This window comes from Bradyrhizobium huanghuaihaiense (genome assembly GCF_007830635.1).
GTDB lineage: Bacteria > Pseudomonadota > Alphaproteobacteria > Rhizobiales > Xanthobacteraceae > Bradyrhizobium > Bradyrhizobium huanghuaihaiense.
On sequence record NZ_VLLA01000009.1, the window covers coordinates 132013 to 152057 of the forward strand.

The following is a 20045-nucleotide window of genomic DNA, read 5'->3' on the forward strand; positions in this document are numbered from 1 at the left end:
TTATTCGCAAGGGGCGACCGCGCCGAGCTGGCGGGAGACGTTTACGGGGGGCTGTCGGTAGTGGGGCGGCGTTGCAGGGCTTCGATAGCGTTCCGATAATACTCCGCCACCTTGAGAAGACCCTCGCGCTCAAGGTCGAAGGAAGCAATGGCCGCGTGCTCTCTGCAAGCGCGTTCGAGTCTGCGGAATTCCTCTAATTCCCGGTTCACCGGCAGTTCCTCAGACGAAGGGATGACGACAGCTGGATCATCAGCAGCAGAGGCAACGTACCCAATTGCCGAAAGTTCCCGCATTATCAAATGTCAACCTGCAAGCGAAACCTGACCTTTGGTACAGCATGGCCCGGTCCTGGTGCTACGTGCGCGCGAGCTCGCGAAGTGCGGGGCTCAGGCACCGCAGGCTCTTGGCCGCCCTGGGGAGACGGTCAGGACGATCACGCGAACCGGCAGAAGCTCGCCGATGAGTTCGCGGATCTGCAGCGCAAAGTGGCAGCGCAAGGCGGTGAGCGGAAGCTGTTATCCGATCGGAGCGCTCAGTTGGCGCGTCGACGCCCTGGATTCCGCGAACGCCGCCATCAACAATCCGGGGCAAAAGGCAGGCGGGGGAGAAGTTACGACCCGTGCTCTAGCGCTGCGCGGCTCCAGCCATACCAGATCGACCGCGACTGCCGTCACAGTGCTGCGACACCAAGGGGCGCTCATTGCGTCTTAGCGGGGCGAGAATTCGTACCTCTCCAGTCGCTCAATGGCTGCCTGGCGTTCGTGCTGGCCAAGCCAGACCAGCGCCAAAAGCACCGTGCCGCAAAGCGCCGCAAGCCCGAAAACCAGACGCTTCATTGCCTGTGAATTCGAGTGCGCGGGTAAGGTTCCTGACGAGGAAGGGCATCGACCGGCTCGGTGATGGGTTGTCCTTCTCGAGGACAAATGCGTTGAATGTCTTCGCAGGGGAGGACGCTTTTGTTGGCCTCGTGAACGACGCGCATTGCGGGAAAAAGTGGCAACGACCGATCGGGAATCATGTAAGCTCCACGGTGCGGCCGTGTCCATTGAAGCCCCTATCGGCCGCAAATCTGGGAATGCACGGCCTTGCTTTCTCTGCCCGGAGAGAGCGGGGCCGTTTTTATGATGGAGACCGCTTGGGACTGCGCAGGACGTCAGTCCGGTTGCGACACAGGTCGCCAATTCACAAGATCGAACTTTTGCCCTGCCATGGGTGGACGACCGTTTTGGAGCGGGCGCAGCAGAACCTGCGAGGCTCATGGTCGTGTCTGGAAATCGAGATGAGAGTAGGCCCGGCTGGCGATCCCGAATGATGTCCCCAGAAAACCCGCCGCGGCCCGTTACCAGCGGGTCTTTTTGGTCAGGCGAGGCAGGCCAGGATGGCAAGCACGACGTCGGCGCCGAGTTCGCCTGAGTACATCCAGAAAGCAATTCCAGCACCGAGCGTAAGCGCCATCACCTTGAGAGCAATCATCGTCAGTCTCCCCTTGAAACACCGGGAAAAACTAGCAGCGCTCTGTTTCCGGGATGCTTCGCGCGGGCAGGCAAGTGGTTTCCTTCACCGAACCGTTATCGGCTCGCGTCCCTGGCAGCGGCGACGGATTTTCCGAAGATGCCGGGATGCCACTGTTGTGCCCGACGGGCCAGACGGGCCTTCGTGGGTGCATAAAAAGTCGTTGTGCCAACACGACTTAGCTACTGTGCATGGGGTTGTTTTCGCCATTTTTGCTTGAGCGGCCTTCAGGTGGGATGGACGGCTCCGATTCCGCTGTGGGCGGGCCGGCCGGTCCGGGCGTGAGCTTCTGCCGGTATCACCCTGAAAAGGCAGGCATTTTGGTTTGCCCCGCAGCACGCGGGATCCGACACGCGGAACTCATTCCTCACCTCCGCGTTGTCTCGCCATGACTGAAGACCTTTCCTTCCGACGCAAACCCCTGACCCCCGAACAGCGCCAGGCGCGCGATGCGGCTCGCCGGATCGAGGCCGAAAAGGCCATGCGCGATCACGAAGCGGCGCAGAAGGCGTTTTACGCCAACAAGGAACGGCTGAGGGCCGAGCGGCTCGCACGTGAAGCTGCGGCCGCGAAGGGCTGACGGCGCCCGGCCGCAGCCCGCCGATATCGCCTGGATCGACCGCCCGATGCCTAGTGCCGCTTGGACGTGCTCTTCGCGCTCAAGGCCAGCTTGAGCGCCTGGACGGCTTCTGCGAATGCACCGCGGGGCGATTGTGCCTCGATCGCTTCGGCCGCGACGCGGCAGTCGTTGGCGACCTTGAGCAACCCGCTTCGTGCCAGGTCCATGGTGGAAAGGGCGGCCTGCTCCAGGCAGAGGCGTTCAAGCCGTCGAAACTCCCGCAGCTCTCTGTTCATGCGTCAGCTCTCGATGTCCCCCGGCCATGCGGCGCTGAGTCTGCTTAATAGACGGTTAACACTCTCCAGTAGCTGATCTGGCTGGCACGGAGCTGGCGGCAGCGGTGAACACACGCGCCTGTTGCACGCGGCAGGCTTGACGGCGTTTGGCTTCCGCCGGAAGCTTCAAATGATCCTCAACTGACGCGAAATACGGAGACGTTCGCTTCCGGCCAATCCGATCCCCTTCAGTGACAACGCAATGGAGCTGACCATGACCACGTTCGACAAGCGCGAGCAGGGCTTCGAGGCCAAATTCGCCCATGACGAGGAGCTCATGTTCAAGGTGACGGCCCGGTCCAACAAGCTGCTTGGCCTCTGGGCCGCCAGCCAGCTCGGCCTCAGCGGCGATGCCGCAGCCAGCTACGCGGCGGCGCTGGTGACGGACCATCTGGAGAGCCGGACGATCGACGAGGTCCTGGACAAGGTGTCGGCCGATCTTGCCGGCAAGGGGGTGGCGCGCGAGCAGGTCGCCCAGAAGCTCCAGGAATGCCTGCATCAGGCCATGCAGCAGCTCGAAGCAAAAAAAGAGTGAGCGCCGCGCGCCGTTGCTCATAGCTCCATGTGGATGATCTCGATGGGCTCGCCGCCGAGGCCGTGAGAGAACTGGCCTCGGCCCATTTTTCTGAAGCCGTAACGTCGGTAGAAGGCTTCGGCGTTGATCGTGGCTTCAAGGCGGATCGGCCCGCCATGGCCGAGCCGCGCCCGGGCCACGCCGATGTCGAGCAGCCGTTTCCCGACACCGGAGCCGGCCGCCGCGGGCAGCACGAACAACCGGGTGACCTCGCCGGGGTCGGCATCGACGAAGCCGATGACGACGTCGTTGCGAAGACAGACGGTCATCCGCCCCTTGGCGATGATCTCTTCATAGAACCGGGGCGTCCGTTCGCCCATCCAGTTCTCGATCTGGGCCGGTGAATAGCACCCGCGCGAAAGACCCGCGATCGAGGCCTTGGTGATGTCAAACACGGTCTCCGCGTCGTCCGCGCACGCCGGCCTGAAGGAGATGTCGTCAGCGGGCATGGGGACTCCGGATCCAGACGGTGTATCGCAAACTCGAACGCCTCACTCGGCGTGTCTGCGCATTCCGGAATCGCTGAGCTTGTCGACATAGGCAATTCCGAGCGCCGAGACGATGAAGGTGATGTGGATCAGCACCTGCCACATCACGCCGGTCTCGGTGAAGCCGGCGCGGCTCGAGCCGAGATTGCCGGCCTCGATGAAGGTGCGCAGCAGCGCGATCGAGGAGATGCCGATGATGGCCATGGCGAGCTTGATCTTCAGCACGCTCGCATTGACGTGGCCGAGCCATTCCGGCTCGTCCGGGTGGCCCTGGAGGTCGAGCCGCGAGACGAACGTCTCGTAGCCGCCGACGATGACCATCACCAGCAGGTTGGAGATCATCACGACGTCGATCAGCGCCAGCACGCTCATCATGATCTGTTGCTCGGTGAGATCGATCGCGTGCCAGGAGAGGTGCCAGAGCTCCTTCAGGAACAGCACGATGTAGACGCATTGCGCCACGATCAGCCCGAGATAGAGCGGCAATTGCAGCCAGCGTGAGCCGAAGATGATCATCGGCAGCACGCCAAGGCGCGGCGAGGGCAGGCGGGGTTCGGTCCTTGGCTCAGGCTCAACCGACATTCAGGCAGCATCCTCGCGAGCGGAGACGATCTCGCTTTTCTGTACCCCGACAAGATGGCCGGCGGAAGACGTGCGGTGCGCTTGGCAAGGCTTGCCGGCAATCGCGCCGTTTCGTGCTAGCGTGGACGCGGCCCTCGGGCGACGGCCCGGCTCAAGGAGGAGTGACGTGCCGAACAGCTTTGGCGGCGGGCTCGGGAGAATCGCGCTTGTTGTGGCGATGATGCTCGGTGCAGGCGGGGTGTCGGCGACGCCGCTGACGCCGTTTCGCTACGAGGCGCAGGCGCAGCGCCATTGTCCGCATGATCAGGTGGTCTGGCTGGATTTCAGGAAGGGCGTCTACTACGCCCGGGGCCAGAAGCGCTACGGCCAGGGCTTTGACGGCAGCTTCGTCTGCCGTAACGAGGCCCGCGAGAGCTTCTATAGGCGGTCATTGCTCGGCCTGCGCTGAGCGCGTGACCAGCCCTTCGGAACGCCGTTACTTCTGGCTCGGCAGCTTCACGGGGACGTGCGGGGCGGTGCTGATGATGCGGGGGCTTCCGTCGGGATAGGTGCGGTCGCCGCGGATCAACGATTCTAGAACCAGAAAAAATTTCTCAGCAAGCATTTGCGTCACCTTCGTTGGTGATGGCCTCTTGAAATGAGTCGAGGCGCCAAACGCAGAAATTCAATCAACTAAAAGAGAGCAGGACAATCCGGAACGGACGGCATGCTGCGTCGCGGTGTAGCTGTGGTTAGAAATAAGGAAAGTCGTGGTCGTGCTCAGGCGAAGGCCAGTGCCACCAGGCTCGAGCACAACAGCACCAAGCCGCCTGCGGTCAATGCCAGGAAGCCATCGGATACGAGGTCATGGTTACGCATGGGACACCTGCCGCTCTCGTGTTCGATGCCCGGTCGGATCGATCAAAAACTGTCCGAACGTGCCGCCGTGAAAGAGGTGATGCTTGCCGCCCGCGCGAGTGCCTTCAGGCCCTCGTCCGGTAACCTTCAAACGCATGGGCCAGGAAAATCCCCGCGCTAACCAGACCCATCAGTGCCGAAACCGTCTCGATCATCGTTAAATTCCAAATCCCGCCCTTGCATGCGAGAGAACGCGTGCGGCCTTGCACAGTCAAAAGAATTCCAGTGAGCGGCGCGACAATGGGGGTGGAGTGAGGATTTGGCGCAACAGAATGTCCAGGAGTGGCACAGAGCAGGCGGCCTGCGCTCCGTAGATCAACGGGGACAAACGAACGGGGTGTTTACCATCTCGGCGTGATCGCCGCGGGCTCCCCATTTCCGCCGTGTTCGGGTTGCGTTATCGTTACCACATCCGATGCGGTGGTGGGCCGCTTCGGAGCAAAGGACCGGACAGCGCGTGCCCGTCACCCAAAGCGGGTTGGGTACGCCTCCGGCGGAATGGTATTTGGGGCGAATGGGGATCCGACGGTCAGATTCGGTTTTGCGGGCCGCGCGTGGAATTGCGGCGGCCGCGACCTGCCTCGCGCTCGCCAATTGCGCCTCCTCCAACAAGTTCGCCAGCCGTGTCGATCCGAAATACGGCGTGTCCTCGAGCCCCCGGGTCGTGGCCTGGGGCGACCCGGTCCCGAAGGGCGGCGGCACCTATCGCGTCGGCAAGCCCTATGTGGTGGCCGGCAAGACCTACGTGCCGGAGGAGGACGTCAACTATCGCGCCGAGGGCATGGCGTCCTGGTACGGCGACGATTTCCACGGCCGTCTGACGGCCAATGGCGAAGTGTTCGACATGGGCTCGCTGACGGCGGCGCATCCGACCCTGCCGATGCCGTCCTATGCGCGGGTGACCAACGTGTCGAACGGCAAGTCGCTGATCGTCCGCGTCAATGACCGCGGGCCCTATCACGGCAACCGGCTCATCGACGTCTCGAACAAAGCCGCCGAACTGCTTGAATTCAAAGGAAACGGCGTCGCCAAGGTCCGCGTCGAATATGTCGGCCGGGCGCCGCTCGAAGGTTCCGACGACCGCCAGCTGATGGCCACCCTGCGCACCGGGATCCCGGCGCCGTCGCCCTCGATGGTCCGGGTTGCCTCGGCGAAGCCCTTCGTGCCCGAGCTGCCGTCATCGACCCGCGGCGCCATTCGCGGCGAGGTTCCGATGCCGGAGGGACGGCCCTACAATCTCGGCAATACCTCCGCCGACATGGCCTCGCTGAACGCGACCTCGGAAATGTCGGCCTCGAGCCGCAGCCGGGGCCGGGCGCTCCAGAACGCGCGCGCCGTGTCCTACGACGAGGACGGCCGCTACAGCACCGAGAGCGCTCCGTCTGCCGCCTATGCCTCGGACGGCGCCGCCGAAGCCCGCAGCATCCTCAGCGGCCGCGGCCTCTACTAAGCCCGGAGCATCCGGCGCGCGGCGTCGCCCACTGCCGGCTTGCGCTCAGAACGGGATGCGCGCGCGTCCCGTGAACGTCCAGATCTGCGTGTTGCCGCCGATGCCGCCGAGCTCGGCGCCGAAGCCGACGGTGGCGCCGCTCGCGAGCCTTGCGCCGAGGCCACCGGTGACCCGCGCCGACCAGCCCTGAAGCAATGGTGTCGAAGCCAGCGGGATGCCGCCCGCGGCAATGATTGCGGCGGCATCGTCCTGGGTGAAATAGTAGTCGGCGTAGACACCGGCATAGGGCAACAGCAGCACGCTATCGAGCCAGGGCACGGGGTAGGAGACCCTGCTGCCCGCCGAGGCGCGGCCGCTGGAGAAGGTCCGGGCGGCCTGCGGGGTGCCGAGCGAATCGACATAGGCGTTTTCCCGCTCCCACAGCGCGTAGACCTTGGCCGATGGCTCGATGTTGAAATTGGCCCAGCTGTAGCTGCCGGTGAAGCCGGTCGCGAACATCCAGCGATTGCCGTTGAAATTGCCCTGTGCCGTGCCGGCCGTGCCGTCGTAGCCAATGCCGGAATAGGTCACCGCTGCGTCGTAACGCAGCGTCGGGATGATCTTCCAGCCAAGATAGGCGCCGACGGTCCAGCCGTCGCCCTTCAGCTTTCCGTTGATGTCGGTCTCCGTGTAGCTGAAATTCTCGTAGCCGCCGACCACGCCAACCACGAGATTCGAAGCGGCCCGATAGGTCAGCCCGGACACCAGGTTGATCTGCTGACCGTAGAGCGTCGCCTGGGTTGCGCCCTGACCGATATTGCCCGACGAGCCCCAACGGTCGATGCCGGTGCCGCGGACGTCGATCCAGAACAGCCAGTCCTTCTGCTGCTTGAACCGCGCGGGTGGTGCCTTGGTCGGCGCCGCCCGATCGATTGCGGCGAAGGCGTCATCGATCCGCGAAGACCCGCGGCCGGTCCCGCCGGAGCGTCCGTTGCCGGCATAGGCATTGGAGCTCTGCGGATCGGTTGGGCGACCGGCCGGCGGCTCATCGTCGCCATCGGGCGCGGCGGCGAAGTTGACGCGCACCCCGCCGCCGCCCGGCGTTATGTATTGTCCGCCATTGTTGAAACCTTCGGAGATGGCGGTGTCGATGGCACCGGAGATCGCCTGTCCCGAGCTTTGCGCGACGACCTTGGTGACGTTGAGCTGAAGCGCGCGCAGCCTGGCGCTGTCGGCGGGAATATCGACCGACTGGGTCAGGGCCGGCGAGGTCGAGGCATTGAACGCCGGCGAGCCGCTGTAGGTCGCGGTGATCGTGTGATTGCCGACGGCGAGCGTGGTCGTCGCAAGGGTCGCAACGCCGGCCGACAGTGCCGACGTTCCGATCGCTGCGCCGCCGTCGTTGAAGGTGACCGTTCCGGTCGGCGTTCCGCCCGTGCTGCTTACCTTGGCGGTGAAGGTGACGGACTGGCCGTAGCTGCTCGGATTCTGCGACGACGTCAGCTCGGTCGTCGTCGTGGAGGACAGATAGGTGAACCGGTCTGCGGCCGAGGTGGGCGAGGTGCCGCCGACCGTGGTCACCGTGATGTCGACCGTGCCGGAGCCTGGCGGCGAAGTCGCCGTGATCGACGTTGCCGAGTTCACCGTGAAGCTCGTCGCAGTGTTGGTGCCGAATTTCACCGCCGTGGCGCCGGTAAAGCCGGTCCCGGTGATCGCCACGGAGGTGGCGCCCACCGCAGGGCCGGATGTCGGCGAGATCGAGGTCACCGACGGGGCCGGCGAGTAATTGAATTGATCGGATGCGGATGTGGCGGATGTTCCGCCCGGCGTCGTCACGGTGACGTCAACCGTGCCGGCGCCGGCCGGCGAAGTCGCCGTGATCGAGGTCGCGGAATTGACCGTGAAGCTGGTCGCGTTGGTTCCGCCGAACTTCACGGCGGTCGCGCCGGACAAGGCGGTGCCGGTGATGGTGACCGACGTTCCGCCCGTCGTTGGGCCTGCATTCGGCGAGACCGACGTCACCGTCGGCGCCGCGGCGTAGGTGAACTGATCAGCCGCGGAGGTGACCGACGTTCCGCCTGGCGTTGTGACCGTGAGGTCAACCGTGCCGGTTCCCGCAGGAGCGGTCGCGGTGATCTGGGTCGCCGAGTTGACGGTGAAACCCGTCGTCGTCGTTCCGAACTTGACGGCGGTCGCACCGGTGAAATTGGTGCCGGTGATCGTCACCGACGTGCCGCCGGCCAGCGGTCCGCCCGTCGGCGAAATCGATGTCACCGTCGGCGTGCCGAAATAGGTGAACTGGTCCGCCGCTGACGTCGCCGAGGTGCCGCCAGTGGTCGTCACCCTGACGTCGACGACGCCGGCCCCGGGCGGCGAGGGCACGGTGATCTGGGTCGCGGAATTGACTGTGAAGCCCGTCGCAGCCGCCGCGCCGAACGTCACTGCGGTCGCGCCGGTGAAATTGGTGCCGGTGATGATCACCGACGTGCCACCGGCCTGCGGGCCGAGAGTCGGCGAGATCGAGGTGACGGTTGGCGAGGCCACATAGGTGAACTGGTCGGCGGCCGATGTCGCCGAGGTGCCACCTGGATTGGTCACGCGGAGGTCGACGGTGCCGGTCCCGGCCGGCGAGGTTGCCGTGATCGATGTCGACGAATTGACCGTGAAGCCAGTTGCCGCCGTTGCTCCGAACGTCACGGCCGTCGCGCCGGTGAAATTGGTGCCGGTGACGGTGACGGTGGTGCCGCCCGCACCCGGACCTGACGTCGGCGAGATCAAGGTGACGGTCGGCGCCGGGACGTAGGTGAACTGGTCCGCAGCGGAGGGCGCCGACGTCCCGCCTGCAGTCGTCACAGTGATGTCGACGGTGCCCGTACCCGCGGCTGATGTCGCCGTGATCTGGGTCGCGGAATTGACGGTGAAGCCTGTGGCAGCCGTTGCGCCGAACGTGACTGCGGATGCGCCGGAGAGGTTCGTGCCGGTGATGACCACGGTCGTGCCACCGGTCTGCGGACCTGATGTCGGCGAGATGGAGGTGACGGTCGGCGGAGCAGCATAGGTGAACTGGTCCGCCGCCGAGGTCGCGGAGGTCCCGCCAGGTGTCGTGACCCTGACATCGACCGTTCCGGCGGCGCCTGCCGGCGAGGTCGCGGTGATCGATGTTGCCGAATTGAACGTGAAGCTCGCGGACGTTGCGCCGAACGTCACGGCCGTGACGCCGGTGAAATTGGTGCCGGTGATCGTTACCGAAGTGCCGCCCGCCGTGGGTCCGGCCGTGGGTGAGATCGAGGTGACCGTGGGAGCGGCAATATAGGTGAACTGGTCCGCGGCAGAGGTCGCCGAGGTGCCGCCGGCTGTCGTTACCCTGACATCGACCGTGCCGCTCCCGGCAGGCGAGGTCGCGGTGATCTGGGTGGCGGAATTGACGGTGAAGCCGGTCGCAGCCGTTGCGCCGAACGTCACCGCTGTCGCGCCCGTGAAATTGGTGCCGGTGATGGTCACGGTAGTGCCGCCGCCAGCGGGGCCTGTCGTCGGCGAGATCGAGGTGACGGTGGGCGCGGCGACATAGGTGAACTGGTCGGCGGCAGAATTTGCCGACGTTCCGCCCGCAGTCGTCACCGTGACGTCGACCGTGCCAGTGCCTGGGGGCGATGTCGCTGTAATCTGTGTATTGGAATTGACCGTGTAGCCCGTGGCATTGGTCGCGCCGAACTTAACGCCTGCAGCGCCGGAGGTCGTGCTGAAATTCGTGCCGGTGATGATGACCGTTGTGCCGCCGCCCGTTGGGCCGGTGGTCGGCGAGATCGAGGTCACAGTCGGCGCGGCGACGTAAGTGTACTGGTCGGCCGCGGATGTCGCGGTGGTCACGCCGTTGTTGGTGACCGTGATGTCGACCGTGCCCGCGGCGCCAGCCGGCGCGACCGCCGTGATCTGCGTCGCGGAGTCGACAGTGTAGCTGGTCGCGTTGGTGGCGCCAAACTTCACGCCTCCGGAGCCGGTCGTTCCGGTGAAGTTGGTGCCAGTGATCACGACGCTGTTGCCGCCCGCCAATGGGCCGGACGTCGGTGAAATCGATGTCACCGTGGGCGTAGGCAGGTTGACAGTGATGGTGAAGGATGTGTTGGTGAATTGAGATACGCCACCGCAGGTGGCGGATGGATTTCCGCTGTTGTAGGTACAGCCGCTCGCGTACCAGAGCGTGATCGTGTCCGTGCCTCCCCCGGAGAGGGAGTTGAGCTGGATATCGTACTCGTCGACGTGAAAGGAGTCCGTTCCGGGATTGACGGCCGTGATCGTATAGGTTGCTTTTGTCGACGCATAGGAGAGCGCTGTATACGACAGAGTGGTCCCCTGAACCGGAAGGAAGTTCTGGGCATCCACATTCGGGTTCGAGCCGTTGGATGTACCGTAAAGTCCGACGCGAACCTTTCCGTCGGTGACACAGAGACCGACCGTGTTCCCGGTGGCGTTGATCGTGATGGTCGCAGCGCTTGTCGAGCCGCTCGTAAAGTTACACGTCGCATGCGCCGCCGCCATGGCGCTGATCATCAAGATTGTCGCGAGGCAAATGCGTTGAGCTGCGCGCCAAAGGCGGAGCAAAATGCCCTGTCGACCGGTCCGGCTGCTATGCGCCGATCCTGCCAGCTCCCCGCTCATTTCTGGCACGGCCACCGCAATTGCGTGACTCACCGGCCCCCCTTCGCGGGACCCTTTCGAAGAGCTCCGCCTTGAAATCCCTGATTGTGTAAATTTTCACGTATATCGTTGCGTGCATTTGGCTGAGACGCGGTGCACAACGCAAGCGGGCAGCCGGCCAAATCGTCGAAAGCCCTGCCCGCGACGCAACTTTTCAGCGAACCGTTGCGCTGCGGCAACAAAAGCGTGATCACTCAGCGATACATCACATGATGGCGAGCGCATTTCAGGTTGCGCTGGAGCTTGACTGTTGCCGCGGGCTGTTTAACAATCTTGGCGAGTAGATCGTTTGCCGTTCATTTTTTAATTTAGAAGCTGTCGTCGTCGCCTTGCGACACGACGGGGCGCCTGATCTTTTTTTGGGGAGGGGTCATGCCGTATCAGCCAGTTCTCGGCCAGATCATGCCTTTTGCGGGCGCCATCGTTCCCAGAGGCTGGGCGCAATGCAACGGTGCGTTGCTGGCCATCCCGACCAATCAGGCGCTGTTCTCGCTGCTCGGCACGTATTACGGCGGTGACGGCGTCCGAACCTTTGCACTTCCGGATCTTCGGGGCCGCGCCATTCTCGGCTCGTCCGGCGGCAGCGGCCAATATCCCCTGGGCATGACCAGCGGATCGATGTCGGTCACGCTCACCGTGCCTCAATTGCCTGCTCACAATCATCTGATCCAGGCTGTTGCAACGCAGGGAAGCGGACGTGGTGCTTCGGCCGCCAACAATATCTTCGGTACGAACACGCTGCCATCCGATAATCCGAAGGCGATTTTTGGACCAGCCGGGAGCGCGGACACGCCATTGGCATCCGGCACCAATCTGGTGAACGAAGGCGGAGGCGCGCCGCACAACAACATGCAGCCCTATCTCGCCATCAGCTATCTGATCGCGTTGCAGGGAATTTATCCGAGTCGAAACTAGGCGGCTGCGCAGCGACATTTTCGCAGCCGAGTTCTTCTCATATCAATTTCGAAGATTGGCGCCTCCCCCGATCGGATGGGGACGCCCCGGGCAGAGGATCAGAGGCGATGTCAGATCCGTTTGTTGGCGAGATCAGGTTGTTCGGCTTTCCGCGGGTGCCCACTGGCTGGTTTGCCTGCAATGGTCAGGCGATGTCGATTTCGCAGTATCAGGTGCTCTATACCGTGATCGGCACCACCTATGGCGGCGATGGCGTCAACACCTTCAATCTTCCCGATCTTCGCGGCCGCGTTGCGATCGGACAGGGACAGGGGACCGGCTTCCCGTTCTATGTGCTGGGCCAGATCGGGGGAGAGGAAACGCATACGCTGGTCGAAGGCGAAATGCCGACCCATAGTCACGCGCTGATGTCCTCGACAGGGACGGGAGAGACATCCGAGCCCGGACAGACGGTCCATCTTGCCACCGCATCAACCGGCAATCTCTATGCGCCGACGGCCGACGCAGCACCCTACGCGACGATGGCCGCCTGCGTCACTCCGGCGGGCAACAGCATCGGGCACGACAACATGATGCCGAGCGTGGTTGCCAATTACTGCATCTGCAACGACGGCCTCTTCCCTTCGCCCGGCTAGCCTGCGCCGGTCCGTATCCAGTCTCGAGGAGACACCATGTCAAGTCCGTATGTCGGGGAAATACAGGCCTTTACGTTTCAGTTTGCCACAAACGGCTTCAACTCTGCCTGGCTGCCATGCTTTGGCCAGCTCGTTCCCATTCAGGCTTACACCCCGCTATTCTCGCTCATCGGTACTTATTACGGCGGCAATGGCACGACCAATTTCGCCCTGCCCAATCTGAACGGTTCGGTTGCGATCAGCCAGGGCCAGGGTCTGGGATTGCAGAACTACGTCATCGGCGAGGCCGTCGGCAGTCCGACGGTCAACCTGAGTTCGACCGAGATGGCGATCCACACGCACGCCCTGCAGCTCGGCGCCGGCAACGCCCCGAATGCGGCGCCAGGTCCCGGAACGTCGCAGACCATGGTCGCGATCGATCCCCAGTTCAACGGCTTCATCGCTCCGCCCGGCAACCTCACCTTGGCGGCCAATGCCGTCACGCTGACCGGGCAGGGGCTCCCCCACGACAACATGCAGCCGACCCAGGCCATCATCTGGTGTATCGCTTATGCGGGAATCTTTCCGTCCTTCGGCTGAGCGAACGGGCCGTGTGACGGCATGACCGACGGCATCTCGCTCGACATCGTCCCGGACGATCCGGCTCTGCGGCTTCGGTGCGACGGCCCGATCGACGCGCCGTTCATCCGGCATCTCTTCGAGGAGGTGAGGACAGCCCAATTCACCGCAACGGGCTTGTCCGGACCGATCGTGAGGCAGCTCATCGCGCAACAGTTCCGCAGCCAGTTGGCCGGCTATGCCACGCAATTTCCAGGCGCGATCTCGCTGATCGTCACACGAGACGGGACCGCGATCGGCCGGCTGCTGCTTCATTGCGCGCGCGAACGCTGGCACATTGTCGATATTGCGCTGCTGCCGGCCGATTGCGGTCGAGGCGCCGGGACGAAGATCGTCGAGGCTCTCGGAGCGGACGCGCGGCGGCAGGGCGTCTCGGCGCTGACGCTCACGGTGCTCGCAGGCAACCAGGCCGCACGCCGGTTCTATCAGCGGCATGGATTTGCCGAGACCGGGATGTTGGGGGCAGCGCACCTCGCGATGCGGAAGGATCTTGCGGCCTAAAGCATGATCCGGACCCGGAGGGCCGCGCTAGCGCAAAGTGCGACGCGGTTTTCCGGAAAGATCATGCGTAAACGCTTTAGCGCGCCGATGCCTCGCGCAAGAATTTCACCAGCGCCGCATTCACCTCTTCGGGCCGCTCCTGCTGCACCCAATGGCCGGCGCCCTCGATGATCAGCTTCCGTGTGAGATTGGGCAGCACGCGTTCCAGCTCGTTGACGCGCTTGGCCCCGATCAGCCCGGTGATGACGGCGTCCTTCGAACCGGCAATGAAGAGGGACGGCTGGTGGATCTGCGCATCCTGCCAGGGCGCCGTCAGTTCCCAATTGCGGTCGAGGTTGCGATACCAGTTCAGCCCGCCGCGGAAGCCTGACTTGCGGAAGGCCTCGGTGAAATAGGTGAGGTCAGCCTCGCTGAGCCAGGCGGGCAGCGGCTCTCCGGCGGTCGCGTGGCCGAGAAAGCCCTTCTCTTCCTGCACGAACATGGCGGCGGTGGGATCGGCGAGGCCGCGTCCGCCGAGCACGATGCGCATGGTGCGGGCGACGTCTCGCTCCAGCTCGGCCTCGGCGACCCCTGGCGCCTGGAAATACTGCCAGTAGAAGTTGGTTACGCCGCCCTCGCGCAGCAGGTCGAGCGGCTTGCCGCGGCCGCGAAATGGCGGCGGCACGCTCAGGCCCGCGACCGCCGTGAAGATGTCGGGTCGAAACAGCGCCGCGTGCCAGGCCACCGGCGCACCCCAATCGTGGCCGACCACCATGGCGCTGGTTTCGCCGAGCGCCCGGACGAGGCCGACCACGTCGCCGACGGTGTCGAAGATCGAGTAGGCATTCACCTCGGCCGGCGCTGCGCTCTGGCCGTAGCCGCGCATGTCGGGGGCGACGACGTGAAATCCGGCGTCCGCCAGCGCCGGGATCTGGTGGCGCCAGGAGTAGGAAAGTTCCGGCCAGCCGTGGCAGAGCACGACCAGCGGACCCTGGCCGGCTTCGCGGATGTATAGGTCGATCCCGTTGGCCTTGATCGTGCGGGTGGAGGACATCGCTTTTCCGCCTTGTTTCAGGGGTTTGGTCGATAAATATAAGGTGTCACGATAGGGGCGTGACGAGAATCATGCAAACTCGGGTGCCGGGGCCGGCCTCGTGTTGTTCGTACCGGTTCCAACTGTTAGAACGCCGCTCTCAGGGCTTCGCCATGGCATTTCGTCTTTTTTCGCTCCACCGCCCCCGGTTCACCGCCGGAGCGATGGCGCGCGGGCTGATCGCTGCTGTTCTGGTGGCGGCGATTGGCTGGGGTGGGGCGCTCTATGCGGCCAACCAGAGCGTCCAGGGCGCCAAGAAGACGGAAGACGCCGGCTTCGACGGCGATGCGCCCACCGCGATCCTGATCGAGGCGTCCAGCGGCAGCGTGCTGTTCGAGAAGAATGCCGACGAGCTGCGCGCGCCGTCCAGCATGATGAAGCTGATGACGGCGGAAGTCGTGTTCAACGCCATCAAGAAAGGCGACATCAAGCTCACCGACGAGTACCGGATCAGCGAGAACGCCTGGCGCAGGGGCGGCGCGCCCTCGGGAGGCTCGACCATGTTCGCCGCCATCAACAGCAAGGTCTCGGTCGACGATCTCCTGCATGGCGCGATCATCCAGAGCGGCAATGACGCCTGCATCGCGCTCGCCGAAGCCATGGCAGGCAATGAGCGGATCTTTGCCGCCGACTTCATGACCAAGCGGGCGCGCGAGCTCGGCATGACCAAGTCGACCTTCGGCAACTCCAACGGTCTGCCCGACCCGGCCAACAAGATGACGGTGCGGGAGCTCGGCATCCTCGCCCGGCACATCATCCTGGACTTTCCGGAGTTCTACAAACTGTTCGGCGAGAAGGAGTACACCTGGAACAAGATCCGTCAGCCCAACCGCAATCCGCTGCTGAATTCGATGGAAGGTGCTGACGGCCTCAAGACCGGCTACACCAAGGAGGGTGGCTACGGCATGGTCGGCTCGGCGGTGCAGAACGGCACCCGGCTGATCGTCGTCGTCAACGGCCTGGAAGACCCCGAGGACCGCGCCACCGAAGCCAAGAAGATGCTGGAATGGGGTTTCCGCAACTTCGAGACCCGCACTCTGATCGCGGCCGACCAACCGGTCGGCTACGCAAAAGTGTTTGGCGGCGAGAGCCGCTCGGTGAAGCTGGTCGCCAAGATGCCCGTGAAGGTGATGGTGCACAAGAACGGCAGCGACCAGCTGATCGCGCGCGTGGTTTACAAGGGGCCGGTACGGGCGCCGGTCGAGGCCGGTCAGCAAGTCGGCGTGGTCAAGGTCTGGCGTAGCGGCAACATCGCGGTGGAGACGCCGGTCTATGCAGGTGAAGCGATCGGCACCGGCTCGACCATGCGGCGCGCGATCGACGGTGCCAGCGAGCTCGTGATCGGCATGTTCCGCGCGGGCGCCGAGAAGCTCTGATCATGAGTGAGAGCAAGGTACAGCGACCGTCCGGACGCGGACGCTTCGTCACCTTTGAAGGCGGCGAGGGGACGGGCAAGTCGACCCAGATCAAGAAGCTCGCCGACCGCCTCAAGGCGGCCAGGATGCGCATCCTCGTCACGCGCGAGCCGGGCGGATCGCCGGGCGCCGAGATCATGCGCCATCTGGTGCTGTCGGGGATGGGCAAGCTGCTCGGGCCCGAAGCCGAGACGCTGCTGTTTGCCGCCGCGCGCGACGATCATGTTCGTACCGTGATCCAGCCCGCGCTGAACCAGGGCGCGTGGGTCCTCTGTGATCGCTTTGCAGACTCGACGCGGGCGTATCAGGGCAGCCTCGGCCGCGTCCCGATCGGGCTGATCAACGCGATGCAGCGCGTCACCATCGGCGATCTCAAGCCGGATCTCACCATCATCCTCGACCTGCCGGTCGAGATCGGCTTGCAGCGTGCCGCGGTACGCCGCGGCGCTGGCACGCCCGACCGGTTCGAGAGCGAGCAGCTCAGCTTTCATCAGGGCCTGCGCGAAGCCTATCGCAAGATCGCTGAGGAAGAGCCCGCGCGCTGCGTGCTGATCGACGCCAATTCCGATCCTGACACCGTCGCAGACCGCGTCTGGACCGCGCTGCGCGAGCGTCTCCTTCCCACGACCGCCTCGGTGATCTCAGCATGAGCCCGCGTCAGGCCGAGCGTGAGACCGCCATTCCGCATCCGCGCGAGACGAGCCTTCTGTTCGGCCATCGCGAGGCCGAGACGGCGCTGCTGACGGCCTATCGCAGCGGGCGGATTCCGCACGCCTGGCTGATCGGGGGAGCGCAAGGCATCGGCAAGGCGACGCTGGCCTATCGCATGGCGCGCTTCGTGCTCGCGCACGGTCAGCCGCTTTCGCCGGCCGTGCAGACCGCCGAAAGCCTCGCGATCGATCCCGATGACGCCGTGGCGCGGCAGGTCGCGGCCGGCTCGCATGGCGGGCTGCTGACGCTGGAGCGCACCGCCAATGATCGCGGCGTGATGCGCACGGTGATCACCGTCGACGAGACGCGCGAGACGATCGGCTTCTTCGGCTCGACCGCTGCGGCGGAAGGCTGGCGCGTCTGCATCGTCGACACCGTCGACGAGCTCAATCCGAATGCGGCCAACGCGCTTCTGAAGATCCTTGAGGAACCGCCGCAGCAATCTCTGTTCCTGTTGGTGAGCCACGCGCCCGCGCGCGTGCTCGCCACGATCCAGTCGCGCTGCCGGAAGCTGCGCCTGCGGCCGCTCGGAACGGACGAGGTGATCGGCGCCGCGGCCGCTGCCGCCGACCTTGCTCCGACCGATCTGGCGCTGCGCGAGGCCGCGGAGGCCTCCGAGGGCAGCGTCGCACGCGCCCTGACGTTGCTTGGTGGAGACGCCCTGAAACTGCAGCAGCGCACGGCAGCGCTGCTGGCGCGACTGCCGCAGGTCGATCCGCGCGAACTGCATACGCTCGGCGATTCGCTCGGCACCAGCGACCGCGTTGCGCTCGCGGCCTTCATCGACGGCATCGACCGCTGGATCGCGGAACGTCTGCATGCGGACGAGGCCAACGCCAACCAGAACCTGCCGCGCCTTGCGCGCCTAGCTGAGGTATGGGAAAAGATCGTCCGCGCCGCGCGCGACACCGAAACCTACAATCTGGAGCGAAAGCCCTTGGTTTTCTCGGTGTTCGGCTGGCTGGCGGACGCAACGCGCTAGAGCATGATCCGGAAAAGTGTGGAGCGGTTTTCCGAGAGGATCGTGCTCAAAACAATGACCTAACGCAGGTTCGTTTCCAAATTTTGATACAGCCGGGTAAAGGAATTCGTCGTGGCAACGCGAGCTAAGAAAACCGTCAAAGCCAAGAGCAGCAAGAAGAAGGCTGCCAAGAAGGCCGAAAAGAAAGCCGCGAAAAAGGCCGTGAAGGCGCGTGCGTCCAAGACCGCGAAGAAGGCCAAGAAGGCCGCTGCAAAGAAGGGCGTGAAGAAGAGCGCCGCGAAGACGGCAAAGAAGGCCGGGAAGAAGGCTTCTAAGAAGCAGGTCATCGCCAGGAAGGCCTCGAAGAAGACCGCTGCCAAGAAGCCGGCCAAGGCTCCGGCCAAGACTCCGGCGAAGAAGGTTGCGAAAAAGGCGGCTGCGCCTGCCGCGATATCCGCGCCGGCTCCGGTTGCCGCGCCGACGGCGGCCGTGAAGCCCAAGGTTTCGAAGCCCAAGGTGTCGAAGCCGAAGGCGCCGCCTGCGCCGAAGCCCGTCGCAGCTCCGCAAGCCGCCGCGCCGGTCGCCACTCCGGCGCGCGACAACGTCTTCTACATCACGACCGCGATCGCCTATCCCAACGGCAGCCCGCATATCGGCCACGCCTATGAAGCGATCGCCACCGACGTGCTGGCGCGCTTTGCGCGGCTCGACGGCAAGGACGTGTTCTTCCTGACCGGCACCGACGAGCACGGCTTGAAGATGGTCCAGACTGCGCAGAACGAGGGCCTGACGCCCGCAGCGCTCGCGACCCGCAATGCCGGCCGTTTCAAGGAGATGGACGAGCGGTTGAACGTGTCGTTCGACCGCTTCATCCGCACCACCGAGGAACAGCACCATCGCTCGACCCAGGAGATCTGGCGGCGCATGGAGGCGAACGGCGACATCTATGCCGACACCTATTCCGGCTGGTACTCGGTGCGCGACGAAGCCTATTACGCCGAGGACGAGACGCGCCTGAACGACGACGGCGTGCGCCTCGGTCCGCAGGGCACGCCTGTCGAGTGGGTGGAGGAGAAGAGCTATTTCTTCCGCCTGTCGGCCTATCAGGACAAGCTCCTGAAGCTGTACACGGACAATCCCGACTTCATCGGCCCGGACTCGCGCCGCAACGAGGTGGTGAGCTTCGTCAGGAGCGGCCTGCGCGATCTCTCGATCTCGCGCACCACGTTCGACTGGGGCGTCAAGGTGCCCGGCGACGAGGAGCACGTGATGTATGTCTGGGTCGACGCGCTCACCAACTACATCACCGGCATCGGCTTTCCCGACGAGAGCGACGGGAACTGGCGCTACTGGCCGGCCGATGTGCACATCATCGGCAAGGACATCATCCGCTTCCACGCGGTGTACTGGCCGGCATTCCTGATCTCGGCCGGCATTCCCGTGCCGAAGCGGGTCTATGCCCACGGCTTTCTGTTCAACCGGGGCGAGAAGATGTCGAAGTCGGTCGGCAACGTCGTCGATCCCTTCAACCTCGCCGAGCAGTATGGCGTCGACCAGATGCGCTATTTCTTCCTGCGCGAGGTGCCGTTCGGGCAGGACGGCAACTACAACCACGAGGCCATCGTTGCGCGCATCAATGCCGACCTCGCCAACGATCTCGGCAATCTCGCGCAGCGTTCGCTGTCGATGATCGCCAAACAGCTCGGCGGCGTGCTGCCGGAGCCGGGCGAGTTCAGCGACAATGACAAGGCGATCCTGGCGATGGCCGACGGCATGATCGCTGCATCGCGTGAAGCCATGGCGACGCAGCAGATCCATCACTGGCTCAACGCGGTGTGGGCCGTGGTCGCGGAGGCCAACCGCTATTTCGCGGGCGAGGCGCCGTGGGCGCTCGCCAAGACCGATCCCGCCCGACAGAAGACGGTGCTTTACGTCACCGCCGAAGTGGTGCGTCAGATCGCGATCCTGGCCCAGCCGGCAATGCCGACTGCTTCGGGTTTGCTGCTCGACAGCCTCGGCATTCCCGCGGACGAGCGCAATTTTGCGACACTCGGCGGCGCCAAGCGCATCGCGCCCGGTTCGACGCTGCCGGCGCCGACGCCGGCGTTCCCGCGCTATATCGAGCCGGCGGCCTGAGGCGTTCCGA

The 20045-nt window shown here is 64.5% G+C and carries 17 protein-coding genes; 12 read left to right on the top strand and 5 right to left on the bottom strand.

The features are described 5' to 3' along the window. The first annotated feature begins 1900 nt into the window (after nt 1–1900). Nucleotides 1901–2092, top strand: a complete 192-nt coding sequence (locus IQ16_RS19890; protein WP_018641976.1) for a hypothetical protein — start codon at nt 1901–1903, stop codon at nt 2090–2092. A gap of 50 nt (nt 2093–2142) precedes the next feature. On the opposite strand, the gene IQ16_RS19895 is transcribed toward IQ16_RS19890, so the two are convergent. Then, nucleotides 2143–2367 (bottom strand): hypothetical protein, encoded by a 225-nt coding sequence (locus IQ16_RS19895; protein ID WP_018641975.1) that lies wholly within the window; start codon nt 2365–2367, stop codon nt 2143–2145. Between the two features lie 253 nt (nt 2368–2620). Between IQ16_RS19895 and IQ16_RS19900 the strand changes: the two genes are divergently transcribed. After that, nucleotides 2621–2941, top strand: a complete 321-nt coding sequence (locus IQ16_RS19900; protein ID WP_035666119.1) for a DUF1476 domain-containing protein — start codon at nt 2621–2623, stop codon at nt 2939–2941. Nucleotides 2942–2958: 17 nt separating this feature from the next. Here the strand turns inward: IQ16_RS19900 and IQ16_RS19905 are convergent, their stop codons facing one another. Next, nucleotides 2959–3429: a GNAT family N-acetyltransferase gene (locus IQ16_RS19905; RefSeq protein ID WP_018641973.1), complete on the bottom strand. Its 471-nt coding sequence runs from the start codon at nt 3427–3429 to the stop codon at nt 2959–2961. Nucleotides 3430–3471: 42 nt separating this feature from the next. Further along, complete coding sequence (locus IQ16_RS19910) at nt 3472–4050, bottom strand: TIGR00645 family protein (RefSeq protein ID WP_018641972.1); 579 nt, start codon at nt 4048–4050, stop codon at nt 3472–3474. 217 nt (nt 4051–4267) lie between these two features. Here IQ16_RS19910 and IQ16_RS19915 point away from each other — a divergent pair, with 217 nt between their 5' ends. Continuing rightward, complete coding sequence (locus IQ16_RS19915) at nt 4268–4498, top strand: hypothetical protein (RefSeq protein ID WP_145831707.1); 231 nt, start codon at nt 4268–4270, stop codon at nt 4496–4498. A 963-nt stretch (nt 4499–5461) separates the two neighbouring features. Continuing rightward, nucleotides 5462–6397, top strand: a complete 936-nt coding sequence (locus IQ16_RS19925; RefSeq protein ID WP_051122954.1) for a septal ring lytic transglycosylase RlpA family protein — start codon at nt 5462–5464, stop codon at nt 6395–6397. A gap of 45 nt (nt 6398–6442) precedes the next feature. Here the strand turns inward: IQ16_RS19925 and IQ16_RS19930 are convergent, their stop codons facing one another. Continuing rightward, complete coding sequence (locus IQ16_RS19930; RefSeq protein ID WP_018641969.1) at nt 6443–10924, bottom strand: beta strand repeat-containing protein; 4482 nt, start codon at nt 10922–10924, stop codon at nt 6443–6445. Between the two features lie 519 nt (nt 10925–11443). On the opposite strand from IQ16_RS19930, the gene IQ16_RS19935 reads away from it, so the two are divergent. The 4 genes from IQ16_RS19935 (at nt 11444) to IQ16_RS19950 (ending at nt 13740) form a co-directional block, all read left to right on the top strand. Then, complete coding sequence (locus IQ16_RS19935; protein ID WP_018641968.1) at nt 11444–11986, top strand: phage tail protein; 543 nt, start codon at nt 11444–11446, stop codon at nt 11984–11986. Nucleotides 11987–12093: 107 nt separating this feature from the next. Continuing rightward, nucleotides 12094–12621 (top strand): phage tail protein, encoded by a 528-nt coding sequence (locus IQ16_RS19940; protein ID WP_018641967.1) that lies wholly within the window; start codon nt 12094–12096, stop codon nt 12619–12621. Between the two features lie 36 nt (nt 12622–12657). Next, entirely contained in the window at nt 12658–13200 is a 543-nt protein-coding gene (locus tag IQ16_RS19945; RefSeq protein ID WP_018641966.1) for a phage tail protein, read from the top strand. A gap of 21 nt (nt 13201–13221) precedes the next feature. Continuing rightward, nucleotides 13222–13740 (top strand): GNAT family N-acetyltransferase, encoded by a 519-nt coding sequence (locus tag IQ16_RS19950; protein WP_018641965.1) that lies wholly within the window; start codon nt 13222–13224, stop codon nt 13738–13740. A 76-nt stretch (nt 13741–13816) separates the two neighbouring features. On the opposite strand, the gene IQ16_RS19955 is transcribed toward IQ16_RS19950, so the two are convergent. Continuing rightward, nucleotides 13817–14773, bottom strand: coding sequence for an alpha/beta fold hydrolase (locus IQ16_RS19955; protein ID WP_018641964.1), 957 nt, complete (start codon nt 14771–14773; stop codon nt 13817–13819). 152 nt (nt 14774–14925) lie between these two features. Between IQ16_RS19955 and IQ16_RS19960 the strand changes: the two genes are divergently transcribed. From IQ16_RS19960 to metG, 4 genes are all read left to right on the top strand, one after another. Beyond that, nucleotides 14926–16188, top strand: a complete 1263-nt coding sequence (locus IQ16_RS19960; RefSeq protein WP_026311835.1) for a D-alanyl-D-alanine carboxypeptidase family protein — start codon at nt 14926–14928, stop codon at nt 16186–16188. 2 nt (nt 16189–16190) lie between these two features. Then, nucleotides 16191–16877 carry a dTMP kinase gene (gene tmk, locus IQ16_RS19965; RefSeq protein ID WP_018641962.1) on the top strand — a complete coding sequence of 229 codons (687 nt, stop codon included), beginning with the start codon at nt 16191–16193 and terminating at the stop codon, nt 16875–16877. Beyond that, nucleotides 16874–17920 (top strand): DNA polymerase III subunit delta', encoded by a 1047-nt coding sequence (locus tag IQ16_RS19970; protein ID WP_018641961.1) that lies wholly within the window; start codon nt 16874–16876, stop codon nt 17918–17920. The genes tmk and IQ16_RS19970 overlap by 4 nt, the downstream gene beginning before the upstream one ends. Nucleotides 17921–18031: 111 nt before the next feature. Beyond that, nucleotides 18032–20035, top strand: coding sequence for a methionine--tRNA ligase (gene metG / locus IQ16_RS19975; RefSeq protein WP_020607821.1), 2004 nt, complete (start codon nt 18032–18034; stop codon nt 20033–20035). The last annotated feature ends 10 nt before the right edge of the window (nt 20036–20045 follow it).

Excerpts from the sequence above, each read along its gene's own strand:
- IQ16_RS19890 (WP_018641976.1), top strand. The coding sequence starts at position 1,901 with ATGACTGAAGACCTTTCCTTCCGACGCAAACCCCTGACCCCCGAACAG.
- IQ16_RS19895 (WP_018641975.1), bottom strand. The coding sequence starts at position 2,367 with ATGAACAGAGAGCTGCGGGAGTTTCGACGGCTTGAACGCCTCTGCCTG.
- IQ16_RS19900 (WP_035666119.1), top strand. The coding sequence starts at position 2,621 with ATGACCACGTTCGACAAGCGCGAGCAGGGCTTCGAGGCCAAATTCGCC.
- IQ16_RS19905 (WP_018641973.1), bottom strand. The coding sequence starts at position 3,429 with ATGCCCGCTGACGACATCTCCTTCAGGCCGGCGTGCGCGGACGACGCG.
- IQ16_RS19910 (WP_018641972.1), bottom strand. The coding sequence starts at position 4,050 with ATGTCGGTTGAGCCTGAGCCAAGGACCGAACCCCGCCTGCCCTCGCCG.
- IQ16_RS19915 (WP_145831707.1), top strand. The coding sequence starts at position 4,268 with ATGATGCTCGGTGCAGGCGGGGTGTCGGCGACGCCGCTGACGCCGTTT.
- IQ16_RS19925 (WP_051122954.1), top strand. The coding sequence starts at position 5,462 with ATGGGGATCCGACGGTCAGATTCGGTTTTGCGGGCCGCGCGTGGAATT.
- IQ16_RS19930 (WP_018641969.1), bottom strand. The coding sequence starts at position 10,924 with ATGATCAGCGCCATGGCGGCGGCGCATGCGACGTGTAACTTTACGAGC.
- IQ16_RS19935 (WP_018641968.1), top strand. The coding sequence starts at position 11,444 with ATGCCGTATCAGCCAGTTCTCGGCCAGATCATGCCTTTTGCGGGCGCC.
- IQ16_RS19940 (WP_018641967.1), top strand. The coding sequence starts at position 12,094 with ATGTCAGATCCGTTTGTTGGCGAGATCAGGTTGTTCGGCTTTCCGCGG.
- IQ16_RS19945 (WP_018641966.1), top strand. The coding sequence starts at position 12,658 with ATGTCAAGTCCGTATGTCGGGGAAATACAGGCCTTTACGTTTCAGTTT.
- IQ16_RS19950 (WP_018641965.1), top strand. The coding sequence starts at position 13,222 with ATGACCGACGGCATCTCGCTCGACATCGTCCCGGACGATCCGGCTCTG.
- IQ16_RS19955 (WP_018641964.1), bottom strand. The coding sequence starts at position 14,773 with ATGTCCTCCACCCGCACGATCAAGGCCAACGGGATCGACCTATACATC.
- IQ16_RS19960 (WP_026311835.1), top strand. The coding sequence starts at position 14,926 with ATGGCATTTCGTCTTTTTTCGCTCCACCGCCCCCGGTTCACCGCCGGA.
- tmk (WP_018641962.1), top strand. The coding sequence starts at position 16,191 with ATGAGTGAGAGCAAGGTACAGCGACCGTCCGGACGCGGACGCTTCGTC.
- IQ16_RS19970 (WP_018641961.1), top strand. The coding sequence starts at position 16,874 with ATGAGCCCGCGTCAGGCCGAGCGTGAGACCGCCATTCCGCATCCGCGC.